The 17,104-nt window shown below is 62.2% G+C and carries 17 protein-coding genes; 11 read left to right on the forward strand and 6 right to left on the reverse strand.

The window, feature by feature from the left end; genetic code table 11:
• Positions 1-25 precede the first annotated feature (25 nt).
• Together trhP and CK627_RS21160 are read left to right on the forward strand one after the other, a co-directional pair.
• The gene (gene trhP, locus CK627_RS21155) at positions 26-1,390 is read left to right on the forward strand and encodes a prephenate-dependent tRNA uridine(34) hydroxylase TrhP (protein ID WP_005303943.1); all 1,365 of its coding nucleotides are present in this window, start codon (positions 26-28) and stop codon (positions 1,388-1,390) included.
• Position 1,391: 1 nt separating this feature from the next.
• Positions 1,392-1,640, forward strand: coding sequence for a YfhL family 4Fe-4S dicluster ferredoxin (locus tag CK627_RS21160; protein WP_005303946.1), 249 nt, complete (start codon positions 1,392-1,394; stop codon positions 1,638-1,640).
• Between the two features lie 68 nt (positions 1,641-1,708).
• On the opposite strand, the gene alr is transcribed toward CK627_RS21160, so the two are convergent.
• Positions 1,709-2,782, reverse strand: coding sequence for an alanine racemase (alr, locus tag CK627_RS21165; RefSeq protein ID WP_095593320.1), 1,074 nt, complete (start codon positions 2,780-2,782; stop codon positions 1,709-1,711).
• Between the two features lie 198 nt (positions 2,783-2,980).
• Entirely contained in the window at positions 2,981-4,375 is a 1,395-nt protein-coding gene (dnaB, locus tag CK627_RS21170) for a replicative DNA helicase (RefSeq protein WP_039040054.1), read from the reverse strand.
• 445 nt (positions 4,376-4,820) lie between these two features.
• Here dnaB and CK627_RS21180 point away from each other — a divergent pair, with 445 nt between their 5' ends.
• The 6 genes from CK627_RS21180 (at position 4,821) to CK627_RS21205 (ending at position 11,326) form a co-directional block, all read left to right on the forward strand.
• Entirely contained in the window at positions 4,821-5,681 is an 861-nt protein-coding gene (locus tag CK627_RS21180; protein WP_095593321.1) for a Tim44 domain-containing protein, read from the forward strand.
• 159 nt (positions 5,682-5,840) lie between these two features.
• Entirely contained in the window at positions 5,841-7,382 is a 1,542-nt protein-coding gene (locus CK627_RS21185; RefSeq protein ID WP_095593322.1) for an EAL domain-containing protein, read from the forward strand.
• A 233-nt stretch (positions 7,383-7,615) separates the two neighbouring features.
• On the forward strand, positions 7,616-9,454 hold the full coding sequence (locus CK627_RS21190; RefSeq protein WP_010634889.1) for a bifunctional metallophosphatase/5'-nucleotidase: 1,839 nt from the start codon (positions 7,616-7,618) through the stop codon (positions 9,452-9,454).
• Positions 9,455-9,540: 86 nt separating this feature from the next.
• Positions 9,541-9,882 carry a DUF2956 domain-containing protein gene (locus CK627_RS21195; protein ID WP_017763904.1) on the forward strand — a complete coding sequence of 114 codons (342 nt, stop codon included), beginning with the start codon at positions 9,541-9,543 and terminating at the stop codon, positions 9,880-9,882.
• A gap of 125 nt (positions 9,883-10,007) precedes the next feature.
• Positions 10,008-10,343 carry a hypothetical protein gene (locus CK627_RS21200; protein ID WP_005303968.1) on the forward strand — a complete coding sequence of 112 codons (336 nt, stop codon included), beginning with the start codon at positions 10,008-10,010 and terminating at the stop codon, positions 10,341-10,343.
• Positions 10,344-10,456: 113 nt separating this feature from the next.
• Positions 10,457-11,326, forward strand: coding sequence for a tetratricopeptide repeat protein (locus CK627_RS21205; RefSeq protein ID WP_095593323.1), 870 nt, complete (start codon positions 10,457-10,459; stop codon positions 11,324-11,326).
• Positions 11,327-11,407: 81 nt separating this feature from the next.
• On the opposite strand, the gene CK627_RS21210 is transcribed toward CK627_RS21205, so the two are convergent.
• Both CK627_RS21210 and fkpA read right to left on the reverse strand, forming a co-directional pair.
• A complete protein-coding gene (locus tag CK627_RS21210; protein ID WP_017763901.1) occupies positions 11,408-12,814 on the reverse strand; it encodes a sigma-54-dependent transcriptional regulator in 1,407 nt (468 codons plus the stop codon).
• A gap of 139 nt (positions 12,815-12,953) precedes the next feature.
• Complete coding sequence (fkpA, locus tag CK627_RS21215) at positions 12,954-13,760, reverse strand: FKBP-type peptidyl-prolyl cis-trans isomerase (RefSeq protein WP_005303977.1); 807 nt, start codon at positions 13,758-13,760, stop codon at positions 12,954-12,956.
• 119 nt (positions 13,761-13,879) lie between these two features.
• Here fkpA and CK627_RS21220 point away from each other — a divergent pair, with 119 nt between their 5' ends.
• Entirely contained in the window at positions 13,880-14,848 is a 969-nt protein-coding gene (locus CK627_RS21220) for a WD40 repeat domain-containing protein (protein WP_017782076.1), read from the forward strand.
• A gap of 14 nt (positions 14,849-14,862) precedes the next feature.
• A complete protein-coding gene (locus CK627_RS21225; RefSeq protein WP_005303987.1) occupies positions 14,863-15,078 on the forward strand; it encodes a SlyX family protein in 216 nt (71 codons plus the stop codon).
• A 62-nt stretch (positions 15,079-15,140) separates the two neighbouring features.
• Here CK627_RS21225 and CK627_RS21230 read toward each other — a convergent pair whose 3' ends face one another.
• Positions 15,141-15,779, reverse strand: coding sequence for an FKBP-type peptidyl-prolyl cis-trans isomerase (locus CK627_RS21230; protein WP_095593324.1), 639 nt, complete (start codon positions 15,777-15,779; stop codon positions 15,141-15,143).
• 232 nt (positions 15,780-16,011) lie between these two features.
• Positions 16,012-16,218, reverse strand: a complete 207-nt coding sequence (locus tag CK627_RS21235) for a YheV family putative zinc ribbon protein (RefSeq protein WP_010634894.1) — start codon at positions 16,216-16,218, stop codon at positions 16,012-16,014.
• A gap of 39 nt (positions 16,219-16,257) precedes the next feature.
• On the opposite strand from CK627_RS21235, the gene CK627_RS21240 reads away from it, so the two are divergent.
• A complete protein-coding gene (locus tag CK627_RS21240; protein WP_095593325.1) occupies positions 16,258-16,944 on the forward strand; it encodes a hypothetical protein in 687 nt (228 codons plus the stop codon).
• Positions 16,945-17,104: the final 160 nt, after the last annotated feature.

Consider the following 17,104-nt stretch of genomic DNA (forward strand, 5'->3'; position numbering starts at 1 on the left):
TTGCAATCAGACATAAGAGTCCGACATGTTTAAACCAGAATTGCTCTCCCCCGCAGGTTCCCTCAAGAACATGCGTTACGCCTACGCCTATGGCGCCGATGCCGTCTATGCCGGCCAGCCCCGCTACAGCCTGCGGGTGCGCAACAACGAATTCGATCACGAGAACCTGCAGCTCGGCATCAACGAAGCCCATGCCCTCGGCAAGCAGTTCTACGTGGTGGCCAACATCCAGCCCCACAACTCCAAGCTCAAGACCTTCATCCGCGACATGCGCCCCGTGGTGGAGATGAACCCGGATGCGCTGATCATGTCCGACCCCGGTCTCATCATGATGATGCGTGAAGCCTTCCCGGACATGCCCATTCACCTCTCGGTGCAGGCCAACGCGGTCAACTGGGCCACGGTGAAGTTCTGGCATCAGATGGGCCTGACCCGTGCCATCCTCTCTCGCGAGCTGTCGCTGGACGAGATCGAAGAGATCCGCATGCAGGTCCCTGAGATGGAGCTGGAAGTGTTCGTCCATGGCGCGCTGTGCATGGCTTATTCCGGCCGCTGCCTGCTCTCCGGCTACATCAACAAGCGCGACCCCAACCAGGGCACCTGCACCAACTCCTGCCGCTGGGAGTACAAGGTGCACGAGGGTAAAGAGGACGAGGTGGGCCAGATCGTCCATCGCCAGGAGCCCATCGCCGTGCAGAAAGTGGACCCGACTCTGGGTGCCGGCAAACCGACCGATGCGCTGGTGCTGCTGGAAGAGTCCAACCGTCCGGGCGAGTACATGAGCGCGTTCGAGGACGAGCACGGCACCTACATCATGAACTCCAAGGATCTGCGCGCCGTCGAGCACGTGGAGCGGCTGACCAGGATGGGTGTGCATTCGCTGAAGATCGAAGGCCGTACCAAGTCCTTCTACTACTGTGCGCGCACCGCCCAGGTCTATCGCAAGGCGATCGACGATGCGGTAGCCGGCCGGCCGTTTGACCGCAGCCTGATGGGCACCCTCGAAAATCTGGCCCACCGCGGTTACACCGAGGGCTTCCTGCGCCGTCACAACCACAGCGAATACCAGAACTACGACTACGGCTACTCGGTCTCCGACACCCAGCAGTTCGTCGGCGAGATCACCGGTCGCAACGGCGACATGGTGGAAGTCGAGGTGAAGAACAAGTTCCTGGTGGGCAACAGCCTGGAGCTGATGACCCCGCAGGGCAACCTCAGCTTCAATCTGGAGCAGATGCAGAACCGCAAGGGCGAACTCATCGACACAGCGCCGGGCAACGGCCACGTGGTCTACGTGCCGGTACCGAAGGAAGTGGACGTTAACTACGGCATCCTGCTGCGCAACCTCGGCGAGCGCGAGGACACCCGTCAGCCCCACTCGGCCGCCTGAGATGTCCCTGCTCATCACCGACAAGTGCATCAACTGTGACATGTGCGATCCCGAGTGTCCGAACCAGGCCATCAGCCTCGGCGAGGAGATCTACGAGATCGACCCCAGTCGCTGCACCGAGTGCGTCGGTCACTACGAGAAGCCGACCTGCATCAGTGTCTGCCCTATCGACTGCATCATCTGGGATCCCGCTCACGTGGAAACCGAAGAGCAACTGATGGAGAAGTTCGTGCGGATGCACAGGCAGTAACATCGGTAATCCACAGGTATAAAAAAGCCCCGCATGCGGGGCTTTTTCACGTTTGGCGCTCACGGCAGCTAGACGTATTCCATAAAGACGCGGGAGGTGAGCTTGGTGATGAGCTCGTAGGGAATGGTCCCGATCTGGTCGGCCACCCGCTCCACCGGCAGCCCCTCACCCCACAGCACAGCCTCGTCGCCGGCCTTGTCGGTGGCGCCTGGGCCGAGATCCACCGTGGTCATGTCCATGGAGACCCGCCCCACCAGGGGCACGATGCGGCCATTGACCAGCACAGGCGTGCCGTTGGGGGCCATCCGTGGATAACCGTCGCCGTAACCGATGGCGATGACCCCGAGCCGGGTATCGCGATCCGACACCCAGTTGGCGCCATAGCCCACCGGCTCGCCCGCCTTGTGATCCCGCACCGCAATCAGTTGTGTCTTGAGGGTCATCACCGGCTGCAGGTCGTAATCCGCCGCCACCGTATTGGGGAAGGGCGATACGCCGTAGAGGATCACCCCTGGGCGCACCCAGTCGCAGTGGGAATCCGGCCAGGCCAGGATGCCCGCCGAGTTGGCCATGGCCCGCTCACCCAACAGCGGCGCGGTCAGATGGCTGAACAGGTCGATCTGTTCGCGGGTGGTGGGCTGTTCCAGCTCATCGGAGCGGCTGAAGTGAGTCATGATGTTGAACGGCTGCACCACGTTCTTGCACTTGCCGAGCCGCTCGATAAAGGCAGGCATCTCGTCGGCCCGCACGCCGAGCCGGTGCATGCCGGTGTCGAGCTTGAGCCAGGCCACCACGGGGGCAGGCAGCTCGGCCTGCTCCAGCGCTTCGAGCTGCTCCCAGGTGTGCACCGCGGTCTGCAGGTTGTTGGCCGCCAGCACCGGCAGGTCGGCGGCGCTGAAGAAACCCTCCAGCAGCACGATGGGTTTGACCACGGCGCAGGAGCGCAGCATCAGCGCCTCCTCGATGCGGGCCACCGCGTAGGCATCTGCATCCACCAGGGTGCGGGCGACCGGCAGCAGGCCGTGGCCGTAGGCGTTGGCCTTGACCACGGCGATGATCTTGCATTGGGGGGCGTGGCGCTTGACCACGGCGAGGTTGTGGCGCAGGGCCGCTGTATTGATCTGGGCGATAGCCGCTTTCATCTGTTTTCCCTTACGAGGGCATGATATTCAGGCACCGGGTGGTGTCAGCCCTCAAATGTCATCGTCTAAGGCCGGACCGGCAGAATTGTCGAACCGGGAAAACTGTTTATGGAGGCGGGGTCGGCCTTCTTGCGAACGCCCTCCCCGTCAGGATCGCAATGGTGACTCCCGAGTAGGCATCACCCTGCGGATTGCTCATCAGTAATCATCGTCAAACGCAGGGCCTGCGTAGTTGTCAAAGCGCGAAAACTGACCCTGGAAGGTGAGCCTGACTCTTCCGATGGGGCCGTTACGCTGCTTGCCGATGATGATCTCGGCGATCCCCTTGTCGGGGCTGTCGTCGTGATAGACCTCGTCGCGGTAGATGAACATGATCAAGTCCGCATCCTGCTCGATGGAGCCGGATTCACGAAGATCCGAGTTGACCGGGCGCTTGTCGGCCCGCTGCTCCAGGCTTCGGTTCAGCTGGGAGAGCGCCACCACGGGGCACTGCAGCTCTTTCGCCAGCGCCTTGAGGGAGCGGGAGATTTCACCGATCTCCAGGGTACGGTTGTCAGACAGTGCCGGCACCCGCATCAGTTGCAGGTAGTCCACCATGATCATGCTGATGCCGCCGTTGTCCCGCGCCACCCGGCGCGCGCGCGAGCGCACTTCGGTCGGGGTCAGGCCGGAGGAGTCGTCGATGTACATCTTCCCCTTCTCGAGCAGGAGCCCCATGGTGGAGGAGAGACGGGCCCAGTCCTCGTCGTCGAGCTGACCGGTCCGCACCTTGGTCTGGTCGATGCGCCCCACGGAGGCGAGCATACGCATGATGATCTGCTCCGAGGGCATCTCGAGGGAGAAGATCAGCACCGGCTTGTCGGCGGTGAGGGCCGCGTGCTCGCACAGGTTCATGGCAAAGGTGGTCTTGCCCATGGAGGGACGGGCCGCGACGATGACCAGGTCCGAGCGCTGCAGGCCGGCGGTCATCTTGTCCAGGTCGTTGTAGCCGGACGAAACGCCGGTCACCCCGTTGTGGGGGGTCTTGAACAGCTCCTCAATCTTGTCGACGGTCTGCTCCAGGATGAGCTTGAGGGGCTGGGGCCCCTCGTTCGCGCTGGTGCGCTGCTCGGCGATCTGGAACACCTTGCTCTCGGCGAGATCCAGCAGATCGTTGGAGGTTCGGCCCTGGGGCTCGTAGCCCGCTTCGACTATCTCGTTGGCGACCGAGATCATCTCCCGCACGACCGCCCGCTCACGCACAATCTCGGCGTAGGCGCTGATGTTGGCGGCACTCGGGGTGTTCTTGGCGATCTCCACCAGATAGGCGAAGCCACCGGCCTCTTCCAGTTGCTCGGAGCGCTCCAGCTCCTCCTGCAGGGTGATGAGGTCGATGGGGTTGCCCGCGTTGGAGAGGCGGGTCATGGCCTGGAAGATCAGGCGATGCGGACGGCTGTAGAAATCCTTGTCGATCACCCGTTCGGCGACCCGATCCCAGGCCTCGTTGTCCAGCATCAGGCCGCCCAGTACGGACTGTTCGGCCTCAAAAGAGTGGGGAGGGACTTTCAGCTGTTGTGTCTTGGCGTCTTTTTTCGCCGTCACTTGCTCTGCCATACACATAAAAACCGCAGCGGGAAGGGGACGGGAATTTTACAAAAGAAACCCCGCCATCGCGAGCGCAAATACGCGCTATTCACTTCTCTGTGGCCCAACCGCCCTCCTGTTGGTTGCTGCCATCGCCTCCTGATGACCGTTGCCGCGCAAAACGGGGCTCAAACCACGATAAAGGGCCAGACCAGGGTCAGTTCACCCTTGCTCTGTCTGGTTTTGCTGCGCAGTTTGCGCTCCTTGCGGCTCAACCGTCTGTTTTTCATGGGACACACTCCTGCCATTGACACCCACACGACGTGGTTCTTCGTTCATGAATAATTCATGCCAATCATGGTACATATCGGCCCAAGCTGCGACACATTTAGGGACATGCAGCCTGCCATGCGCCTCGCTGAGCTTGCCAAAGCAGAGCATGCCCCACCCACAGACGAGAGTGAAAAGAGTCAAAATGAAAAAGATGCTGACCCTGTTTGCCGTGATCCTGGCCATTGGCCTGGGGGCACCTCACGCCGAAGCCAAGAAGTTTGGCGGCGGCAAATCCTTCGGCAAGAGCTACAAGACGGCGCCGGCCCAGCCCGCCGCCAAGCCGGTAGACACCAAGAACCCCACCGTGGGCGCCCAGACCCCGCCGAAAAAGAACGGCATGATGGGTGGTCTGCTGGGTGGTCTGCTGGCCGGCGGCCTGTTCGCCTACCTGCTGGGCAGCGGTGCCTTCGAAGGCCTGCAAGGGATGGACTTCCTGCTGATCGCCCTGCTGGCACTGGGCGGCGTATTCCTGTTCCGCACCCTGCGCAAAGGCAAGATGACGGCATCGCAGCAGCAACAGACGGCCTATGCCGGCTATCAGCCGCCCCAGAGTGCGGCTCCCCAGCAGTTCGAGCAGAACCACGGCGCCCCGCAGGCCACCGGTTTCGCCGACAGCGACGTGCCGTTCCGCCTGCCGCCAGGTTTTGACATGAACGGTTTCCTGGCCGGCGCCCGCGATCACTACCGCACCCTGCAGGAAGCCTGGAACAAGAACGATCTGGAGAAGATCCGCGAATACGTCAGCCCCGAGCTGTTCGAGCAGCTCAAGGCCGACCGCGCCGAGCTGACCGGTGAGCAGCACACCGAGGTGATGTATGTGGATACCCAGCTGGTGCGCGCCGACTACGGCAGCGACTGGGCCCAGGTGAGCGTGCGCTTCAGCGGCCGCTACATGGATCGCCAGGAGCAGGTCGAGGAGGACATCAAGGAGGTGTGGCACCTCGAGCGCAACCTGGCCAAGGACAATGCACCCTGGCACATCGTCGGCATCGAGCAGCTGTAAGCTCGACCAGCCAGTGATGACGGATAAAGGCGGCCTGCGGGCCGCCTTTGCTTTTTGGTGGGTCGCTGAAGCCCCTTGTGGTGGCTAGGAGATTGAGGTGTGATTGTGTAGTATGTCCGACCTTTTTTTGTTCAATTGAACCTTCACGAGGCGTGGTACATGGTGTTCCCCTTTCTGCGTAGCAGCAACATGCCTCGTCTCCTGGCCAGCCTGCTCTGCTGCGCCACCCTGATCCTCATCTCCCTTGCCACCCTCTACTGGCAAACCTGGTCGATGACCCGGCAGCAGGCCCAGACCGCCGCCGAGCGCGCCATCACGCAGATCGACAGCGCTCTCTCCCATTCGACCCAGGCGGCCAGGGCGGCCCTGCCGCTGGCCAGCCGCCCCTGTCGCGAGGTGGCCCGCGAGCTGCGGGTGCTGGTCGCCACCTCCCCCTATGTGCGCTCGATCAACCTCTCCCGCAACGGCCGCCTCTACTGCTCCTCCATCTTCGACGAGATCGATCTCGAGGACCGGCTGCAGGACGCTCGCCACGAGCGACTCAGGCTGGAGGCCGTGACCCGGCTCGGACGCAAGCCGTCACTGCTGTTTTATCACCTGAGCGAGGGGAGCAACGCCGTGGTGGTCGCCATCAACCCCTATCACCTGAGCAAACCGCTGCAGTGGCGCCTCGCCGGGGCGCACAGCTGGGTACAGATAGGCGAGCAGTGGCTCGACCTGCGTGGCAAGGTGCACGATGGCCAACCGCCCAGGCTGCGGGGCTTCAACTACCGACTCGACTCGGCGGCATTCAACTACAGCCTCAATCAGGGATTTCCGCTGAGCGCCGTGCTGACCACCACCCTACAAAAACAGAGCACCATCATACTGCTGATCCTGCTCCTGGGAGGGCTGGCCGGCCTCGCCACCTACCGCTGGTGGAGCCATATCTCGACCCCGACCCAGGAGCTCAGACGCGCCATCATCAAACAGGAGTTCATCCCCTATCTGCAACTCATCGTCGTCAGCCAGAGTGGCCAGCTGCACGGCTGCGAGGTGCTGATGCGCTGGCAGCATCACAGCCAGGGGCTGATCCGGCCGGATCTCTTCATCCCGCTGGCGGAGGAGAGCGGCCTCATCATCCTGATGACCCAGACCCTGATGCAGCAGGTGCGGCTGCAGTTCGCCCCCCATGCGGCAGCGTTGCCACCCCGCTTCCACTTCAGCTTCAACATCTGTGCCCGTCACTGCCAGCAGCTGAGCCTGGTGGATGACTGCCGCACCTTTCTCGCCGCCTTCGCCGCCAACGAGGTCACCCTGGTGCTGGAACTGACCGAGCGAGAGCTCATCACCCCCAACCAGCTCACCGGGCAGCTGTTTGACGAGTTGCGGCAGATGGGGGTCAGGATAGGGCTGGACGACTTTGGCACCGGCCACTCCAGCCTCACCTACCTGCAGCAGTTTCACGTGGACTATCTCAAGATCGACCAGAGCTTCGTCGCCATGATCGGCACCAACGCCCTCTCCCGCCACATTCTCGACAGCACCATCAATCTGGCGACCCGGCTGGGGTTGAAAACCATCGCCGAGGGGGTCGAGACCCGGGAGCAGGCCGACTTTCTCACCGAGCGTCACGTCGACTACCTGCAGGGCTATCTCTATGGTCGCCCGCTCACCCCGCAACAATTTCTGCAGCGGCTGAATATCATTTCGGCACCCTGAATCCCGCCCGGGTACGGCAGGGTTGCATCACCCGCCGTGCTGATGGAAAATCCCCGCCGCGCCCCAGTCCTGCTGCGCAAAATCACGCAAACGTTTATTTGCTTTATTAATGTGCAGTAGCTCAAAGGAATCAGCTCTGTTTATTTCCAATTATTACTTTTTGCCTAGAATCGCCACACTCCTGTCATGCAGGAACGATATACAGGACTATAACAACAAGAGGAATATTACCGATGAAGAAGACGCTACTGGCCGTCACCGTCTCAATTACCCTGTTCGGGCTGACCGCCTGCAATTCAGAAAACAGCAGCAAGGAACATATTCCGCTGGATCTGACCATTGCCCACATCAATGATACCCACGCCCACCTCGACCCGACCGAAAATGCCCTGGCGATCCAGCCGAGCGGGCAGGAGCTGTTCAAGTTCAACGCCAAGCTGGGCGGCTATCCGCGTCTGAAGTTCAAGCTGGACGAGCTGCGCAGCCAGGCGGCCAGCGAAGGCCGCAACTTCATGGTGCTCAACGGTGGTGACGCCTTCCAGGGCACCCTCTACTTCACCCAGTTCAAGGGGGAAGAGGAGTCCCGACTGCTCTCCGACATGGGTATCGATGCCATGGTGCTCGGCAACCATGAATTCGATCTGGGCAACCAGGCAATTAAAGACTTCGTCTCACGGGTGAATTTCCCGGTATTGGCTTCCAATATGGTGAAATCCAGTAGCGCCACCCTGAAGGACAGCGAGAATATTCACGAATATGTCATTAAGGAAGTCAATGGCGAGAGCGTAGGTATTTTCGGACTGGTGCTGGAAAATATGCATGATATTTCCTCACCGGACAAAGACACCCAATTCCTGCCGATGATTGAGACCGCCCAGAAAATGGTCGATACCCTCAAGTCCAAGGGTGCCAACAAGATCATCATGGTCACCCATATCGGTCTGCAAAATGACCAGGCGGTCGCCAAGGCTGTCAACGGCATCGACCTGATCGTCGGCGGTCACTCCCAGACCTTCCTCGGCGACATCACCGAGCTCAACAGCATCGGCTACACCGCCCACAACCAGAACCCGGCCGACGACAACACCTATGCCCAGATCGTCAACAACCCGGACGGCGGCAAGACTTGTATCGTGCAGGCCGGTGAATGGGCCAAGGGCTACGGCCTGGTCAACGTCTCCCTGAGCAAGGAAGGCGAGCTCACCAAGTGTGAAGGGCGCAACACCCTGATGACCGGCGACGACTTCACCAAGGAAGTGGCCAAGAAGAAGGTTCCGCTGAGCGGCACCGAGCAGACCAACGTGGTCGACTTCATCAGCAAGTCTCCGGTCATCGAGATCGTGCCGGAAGACACCGCCATGCGCGACGTGATCGACACCGAGTACAAGCCGGCCGTGGCCGAGCTCGAGGCCAAGATCATCGCCGACGTGCCGACCAAGCTGCCCCACGTGCGCGTGCCGACCACTCCGGACGGCGCCGGCCTCATCGATCCCCTGGTGGCCGAATCCCTCTACTGGAAGCTCAACAAGCTCAACACCAAGGTGGACTTCACCATCCAGAACGCCGGTGGCGTGCGTGCCGACGTGAACGCGGGCCCGCTCTCGGTCGGTTACGTGATGGGGACCCTGCTGCCGTTTGGCAACAAGATCGCCGCCTTCAACCTCAAGGGCAAGGACGTGCGTGCCACCCTGGAGTATGCCGTTGACTACTCCATCGGTCTGGAGACCGGGATCGCCGCCTCCAGCGGTGCCTTCCCCTACGTCGGCCACCTGAGCTACACCTATGACGGCAAGCTGGCCAAGGGCTCCCGCATCACCAAGCTGGAGATGCTGGACGCCAACGGCCAGTGGCTGCCGCTGGATGACGAGAAGGTCTACCGCGTTGGTGCCAACACCTACATCGCCTCCGGCAAAGATGGCTACAGCGGTCTGCTCAAGCGCGAAGAGCTGCCCAACAAGGGTGACTACGTCGACTCCGGCGTGGGCGAGAACGAGATGTTCATGGAGTACGCCGAGTCCCAGGGCACCCTCAATCCGCTGCCCTATGCGACCGTGACCTACTACAAGCCCTGATCCGGCTCACAAGCTGTTGCAACGGCGCCTGAGGGCGCCGTTTTTATGGCATACTCCCCGCCAATCGATGCCGAGGAGACCCTTTGATGGCGAAGTACGACAAGATTTCCCCCGAGACCCAGCAAGAGGCGATGAAAATTGCCCGCGCCAACCAGAAACCGGGACAGACCAAGGAGCAGACCCAGCTGATCGCCCAGGGGATCCAGAAAGGCATAGACGAATACAAGAAGCAGATGAAGGCGCGGGCCCGCGAGGCCAATCGCCAGAAAAAACTGCAGGCCAAGGCCAAACAGTCTCACCCAGCGCAGCAGGATGAGGAGCAGGACGACATCGTCGAACTGGTGGAAGTGACCCGCCAGCATCCCCTGCCCTGGCTGCTGCTGGTATTGAGCTGGCTCGGCTTTGCCGCCTGGTACTGGCTGCGCTGAGGTGCCACCGGCAAACCTTTGCCTGGGATCTTCTTCACAGCCCGGGCCCTTGTGGCTGGTCATCCCGGCTGCGGGCTGATTAAATCCCGCCACTGCTGTTTACCCCCTTTTTCAGGATACCCGTTATGAACCCGGCTCCCCTCTACCTGTTGGCCCCCCTGGTGCTGTTTATCGTGACCCTGCTGCTCTATCGCATCTCGCCGCTGCGAGCGGTCGCGGCCGGCAGTGCCCGCTGGTTCATCCTGCCCGCCTTCACCCTCTTCATTCTGCTCATCATCATCAATGGTGCGGCAGACCCGAGCCTGCGCAACCCGGCCTTCCACTGGCTGATGCCGGGGCTCGGCTTTGCCCTCAGCCTGTTTCCGGCCCTGCCCAAGGCACTGGTGCCGCGCCTCGCCATCAAGGAGGGAGCCTTCGCCGCCCTCGGCCTGATGCTGATGAGCCTGGCCATGGTCTACTGACCGGCTGGCCGCTGCCGTTACCATGACTCAAGGGGCGCTCTGTGACGAGGGCCCCTTGTACAAACAATGGCTTGCAGGCATCTTGGTGAAAGGATCGCCAGCAAGGAGGCCAGATGGACAATCCGCCCGATTTCATGGCGCAGTGGGATTACAAGGACCCCGCCGCCACCGCCCTGCGTTTTCATGCTCTGCTGCCCGAGGCGCGCGCCGCCGCCGATCTGCAGTACGAGCTGGAGCTGCTCACCCAGATAGCCCGCACCCATTCGCTGCAACGCCAGTTTGCCGAGGCGCACCAGCTGCTCGACGAGATAGAGCCCCGCCTCACCGAAGCGACCCCGCGGGCCCGCCTGCGCGCCCTGCTGGAGCGCGGCCGCACCTTCAACTCCGCCGGCGACAAGGCCAGCGCCAGGACGCTGTTTGAACAGGCGTGGCAGCTTGGGCTCAAGCACAAGGAGCTCTATCTCGCCATCGATGCGGCCCACATGGTGGCCATCGCCGCACCGCTGGAGGAGCAGAGCCGCTGGCATCAGCTGGCGATGGAGCTGGCGGAGCGCAGTCAGGATCCAAAGGTGCGCGGCTGGCTCGCCACCCTCTACAACAATCAGGGTTGGACCCTGTTCGAACTGGGCCGGCTGGAAGAGGCCCGCCAATGTCAGCAAAAATGCCTGGCCTGGCACGAGCAGCACAACAATCAGGCCAAGGCCTTTATCGCCCGCTGGAGTCTGGCCCGCCTGAGCCGGGCCCAGGAACAACACGAGCAGGCCCGGGCCGAGCTGACCCAACTGAAGGACGACATGGCTGCCGCCGGCGCGCCCGAGGATGGCTATGTGTTCGAAGAGCTGGGGGAAAATGCGCTGGCGCTGGATGATCCGGCCGCCGCCGAATACTTCGCCCGCGCCTGGTTTCTGCTGTCGCAGGATCGCTGGCTCAAGGCCAACGAGGCAGAGCGGCTGGCCAGACTCAAGGCGCTGGGCAAGCTCTAGTCAGCCATCGTCAGAAACGCAGCGGGGCGGCCAATGGGCCGCCCCGCACGCTTCATCCCCCGAGGGGGTAGCCCCAAGACGTCAGACCAGGCTCGCCTCCTCCCAGCTCTGTTTCTTGCGATAGATAGTAGAGGGGCTGATCTCCAGCAGGGCCGCCGCCTTGGGAATGTTGCCGTCACAGCTGGCGATGGCCTGCTCTATGGTCTCTTTTTCCACCAGCCAGAGCGGGCGGATCGGGGCATTGGACATCACAGGCTCGGTGCTGCCGACCGGCGCCGGTGCGGATACCGCCAGCGGCAGCCCCCCCCGGCTGCCATTGAGGGGCGGCGGCAAGATGTCAGGGCTCACCAGCTCGCGGTCGTTGAGCACCACTATGTTGCGCACCACGTTCTGCAGCTCGCGCACGTTGCCGGGCCAGGGGTAGTCGAGCAGCACCCGCGCCGCCTCGGCATCGAAATCCTTGAAACGCTTGCTCTCTTCCTTGGCGTAGCTCTGCAACAGGTTGCGCGCCAGCAGCAGTATGTCCTCGCCCCGCTCGCGCAGGGGCGGCAGGCTCAGCGGGATCACGTGCAGCCGGTAGTAGAGATCCTCGCGAAAACGCCCCGCTTTCACCTCCACCAGGGGATCCCGGTTGGTGGCGCAGACGAAGCGCACGTCCACCGTCTCCAGCTTACCGCTACCGACCCGCTGCAGGGTGCCGGTCTGGATGAAGCGCAGCAGCTTGCTCTGCAGGTCGAGATCCATCTCGCAGATCTCGTCGAGGAACAGGGTGCCGCCATCCGCCAGGCTGGCCGCCCCCTTGCGATCCCCCTGGGCGCCGGTGAACGACCCCTTCACGTGACCGAAGATCTCGCTCTCCATCAGGTCGTGGGGGATGGCGGCGCAGTTGAGGGCGATGAAGGGTTGCTCGCGACGCGGGCTGCACTGGTGGATGGCCTCGGCGCACACCTCCTTGCCAGTACCGCTCTCGCCGGTGATGAACACGGTCGCCTTGCTTGGCGCCGCGCTCTCGATGATGCGATAGACCGCCTGCATCGGCATGGAGGCGCCGATGAAACCGGCAAACGAGCTGCGCTCGAAGTTCTCCCGGTACTGGGCCACCAGCGAGCTGAGCTGCTGGTGCTTGAAGGCGTTGCGAACGGTAGCGCACAGCCGCTTGCCGTCAAACGGCTTGGTCAGAAAGTCGAAGGCACCGAGCCGCATCGCCTCCACCGCCACGTCCACCGAGCCGTGGGCGGTGATCACCACCACCGAGCAGGGCAGCTGCTGTTCAGTGATCTGCTGCAGAATGTCCATGCCGGACATGTCGGGCAGCTCGAGATCCAGCAGCACCACGGGGGGCGGGCTGCTCAGCAGCTGGGCCAGGGCCTGCTGGCCACAGTCGGCCCGCAGCACCTCATAGCCATCCTGGGCCAGATACTGTTCATAGACCACTGCCAGACTGCGGGTATCTTCCACCAGCAGGACTCGGGGTTTGCTTTCCGCCACGGCGCCATCCTTGCAATTGATTTTGTTGTCTATTTCGCCATCTTAGCACAGTTGGCGACTCTCTCTTTTATCCCGCCATTCGGCAGGATATACAAGCAAAAACGGCTCCCTAAGGAGCCGTTTTTTCAACGCGGGCCGTTTACTTCTTGGCGTTCTCGCCATCGGCAGCCGGCTTCTCGATGGCCAGCAGCTCAACGTCGAACACCAGCACGGCGTTGGCCGGGATGGAGCCTGCACCGTGCTCGCCATAGGCCAGCTTGGACGGCAGGAAGAACTTGAACTTGGAACCAACCGGCATCAGCTGCACACCTTCGGTCCAACCCGGGATCACCTGGTTGAGCGGGAAGGTGGCCGGCTCGCCGCGATCGACGGAGCTGTCGAACTTGGTGCCGTCGGTCAGGGTACCGGTGTAGTGTACCTTGACGATGTCGGTGGCCTTCGGCTTGGCGCCGGTACCCATCTTCTCGACCTGGTATTGCAGGCCGGATTCGGTGCTCTTCACGCCCTCTTTCTTGGCGTTGGCGGCCAGGTACTCTTCACCCTTCTTCAGGTTTTCCACCGCATCCTTGTCAGCCTTGGCCTTGGTCAGCTCGTTGATCTTGGCATCGTATTGCTGCAGAACCTTCTGGATATCTTCGTCGGTCATCTTGGCTTCTTTGCCCAGACCGTCGGTGACGCCCTTCAGGATCACGGCATTGTCCAGCTTGATGCCGAGCTCCTGCTGGCGCTCCAGGGTATTGGCGATATAACGACCCATGGAGAGGCCAATTGCATAGCCGGATTGCTCTTCAAAGCTCTTGGCTTCAGCCTTGGGGGCCTCTGCCGGCTTGCTGGCTTCTGCCTTGACCTCTGCGGTATTCGCAGCAGTCTTCTCGTCTTTTTGGCAAGCAGTCAGACCTACGGCAACCGCCGCAGCCAACAGGGACACCTTCAGAAAATTGTTCATCAGTTTCTCCAAAACTCTAAATACCGCTCTCGGTTCCTTCGTGAAATGAGAGGTTTATCGTGATAAGCGCCTTATACTAACGCCGTGATCGCAGGTAACGAAAGCATGAGACAGGAAAAATGATAAAAAGTGCCATTTATCTCGTCGCGGTTTGCCTGATACTGACAGGCTGCGAACAGAGCTCATCGCCGGACCGGCAACTGACCCTCGCCAACCAGGGGCTGCTGAGCGCCGATCTGGCCAGTGACGGCAAGCAGGCCATCGTCTCCAGCCTGGGCCAGGGCACGGTAGTGTGGGACCTGGAGCAGGACAAGGAGCGCTGGCGCTGGCGCCAGTCCGACAATCCGGACGACTTCGTCATCATTACCCGCTTCTCGGCGGACAACAGCCACGCCGTGACCGCCAGCCTGAATACCTTCGGGATCTGGCGCCTCAAGGATGGCCAGTCCCAAGGCTACTATTCGCTTCCTGAATCCAGGCTGAGGGACATCGCCCTCTCCGCCGATGGTCGCCAGGTGCTGATCGGCCGGGAAGACGGCAAGGCGGAGGTGGTGGACACCCGCACCGGCCGCAGATTGCAATTCCTCGGCCACACCGAGCAGGTCAACACAGTCGACATCTCCCCCAACGGCCGTTACGCCCTCACCGGCGGCAACGACTACAGCGCCTACCTGTGGGATACCCGCAGCGGCCAGGTGGTGTGGCGCTTCAACCACGCCGGCCGGGTGGTGTTGGCCCGGCTCGATCCGAGCGGACGGCTCGCCTTCACCGCTGACAGCCGCCAGGCCAGCATCTGGGATCTGAAAACCGGCAAGGAGCTGAGCCGGCTGCAGTTCGACCACCGCTTCGAGGTCTACACCACGGCGCGCTTTGCCAACGACGGCAAGTGGCTCATCACCGGCGCCCCCTCCCGCCAGCTCTCCCTGTGGCAGGTGAGCGACGGCAGCCTGCTGCAGAGCTGGCGCGTCTCGCCCCATCCCAAGGTGAAACCGCCGAGCGCAGTGGTCTACGGCGTGGCTTTGCGCGACAATAGCCACCTTGTCAGCGCCAGCTCCAGCGGCCTGGCCGAAATCTGGACTATCAAGTAAGGACCAAAAGGCCCATGAGTCAGCAATTAAACGATCGCCTCGAAACCCTGGAAAGCCGCCTCGCCTTCGCCGAATACACGGTGGAGCAGCTCAACGAGGAGGTCACCACCCAGGGGCGCGAGCTGGATCGGCTCAAGCATCGGATCCAGCTGCTGGTGGACAAGCTGCAGAGCGTGCAGCCAAGCCAGATCGCCAGCATGGCCGAAGAGACCCCGCCGCCGCACTACTGAGTGCGCAGCCATAAAAAAACCCGCGCCAGGCGCGGGTTTTTTTATCATCGGCCATGCCGTGATCAGTGCTGATGGCCCTTGCCACCGCAACCGCCGCCACCGCAGCAGCCGCCGTGACCATGGTCGTCGCCGTGGTCATGACCGTGATCGTGGCCGTGATGGCCACCGCCGCAGCAACCGCCGTGCTCATGGTCGTGACCATGATCGTGGTCGTGGCCATGATCGTGACCGCAACCACCGGCACCGTGCACGTGGCCATGGGCCAGCTCTTCGGCAGTGGCGGCGCGCACGTCCTTGATCTCGACCTTGAAGCCCAGGGTCACGCCGGCCAGCGGATGGTTGCCATCCACCTTGACGAACTCTTCGGACACTTCGACCACGGTCACCGGACGGTGACCTTCGTCGGTCTCGGCCACAAAAGTATCCCCTTCAGACACTTCCATGCCGTCGAACAGCTCGCCCGGCACTTCTTGCACCAGGTTCTCGTCGTACTCGCCATAGGCCTGGCTCGGCGTCAGGGTGACGTCGAACGCCTCGCCCACGCAGCGCCCTTCCAGCTCGGCTTCGAGGCCAGAGACCAGATAACGGGTACCGTGCAGATACACCAGAGGCTCTTTACCGACAGTGGTGTCGATGACTTCACCGTGTTCGTCGGTGACCGTGTATTCCAGCGTAACCACGCTCAGGGGAGCTACTTTCATGTCAGGGATCCTGCGGATAGAAAAAAACGGGCCCAGAATACCTCAAAAAGGCAGACAAGCATATGGTGGGCCCGGCTCAGTCGTGATGAAAAAGCCAGCAGGGGATGGCAATGCAAAGCCGCCCGCCATCCCGTTGGCCGGCACTCATGGGAGTGAGCGGCGCGCTGGCCCGTGCAGACTGGCGGCCGCCATCAGCCCGAGGGATAGGCACCATCTGCGCTCTGCCCCTCCATTATTCCGGGCGAAACACCCCGATCACCTGCTCGGTCTCGCGGGTTACCTTGGCCACCTCGGCCTCGGTCTGCACCTGGGTGTCCCCGCACTCGACGCAGGTCACCTTCTCGACTCCATGCTCCATATACAGCATCATGGTGTCCATTTTGCCGCACGCCGGGCAAACAGCCCCGGCAATGAAGCGTTTTTTACGTCTGGTTTCCATTTTTGTTACCTCCGGGCAGCATCATATCAGGGTTTTTACATGCATCACGCCATCGAACATCAGCATTTTTTCACCCCCCATCTGCAAGTCGGCGTTCGCAAACGCGTGCCGACAGGGCAACTGCTGCGGATTGCACGGGGTGCGGCACTGCTGCGACTCGGCGCCCATGAGCTGCTGCTGACGGCGGGAAACCACTTCTGGCTCTGTGCCGATGCCCTGGCCGCGTTCAGCCCGCTGGCCGGCTGCCGTTACGATCTGCTGACCTGCTCGGTGCGTGTCGACCAGCCCGCCCAGGCGGGCTGGCTGCAACCCGGCCCGCTGCTGGATCCCCTGTTCGACAGCCTGGCCGACTGGCAACGCCCCCGCGACTGGCACGGCGCCTACGGTCACCGGCTGCAGGTACTGCTGGACGAGCTACAGGGCTGCCCCATCCAGCCGCAGGCGGATGTTGCGCTGCAGACTGCCTGGCAGGGGCTGGCCGCTGGCCTGGCTGGTGGCAACGAGGCATGGCAGCAGGCGCTGGCGCAGCGCGGCCTCAGCGAGCCGGCACTAGCGGCCGATGCCCTGCGGGCGCAGTGGCAGCTGCTGCAGGCGGTGCGTCTGCTCAAGAGCGGCAGCAAGGCTCCTCAGGTGGCGAGCAAACTCGGTTACGAGGATGAGAGCACCCTCGATTGCGCCTGCCAGCAGTGGCTCGGCTGCCCGCTGGCAACCCTGCTCGCGGTCTGACCGCCCCCTCGCAGCTCGGCCCCCGGCGGTTCGCACCAGGGCGGATCGCCGCAATAAATGGATGAAATGAGTCCAGTTTTACGGCAAACGGTCGTTAATAACGGAAGGGCCATTTCTCCTATAATCCTTTATGCTAGGGGCCTGAATCGACTGATACCGT

Origin of the sequence: Aeromonas dhakensis (assembly GCF_002285935.1) — a bacterium.
In the GTDB taxonomy this organism is placed as follows: Bacteria; Pseudomonadota; Gammaproteobacteria; order Enterobacterales; family Aeromonadaceae; genus Aeromonas; species Aeromonas dhakensis.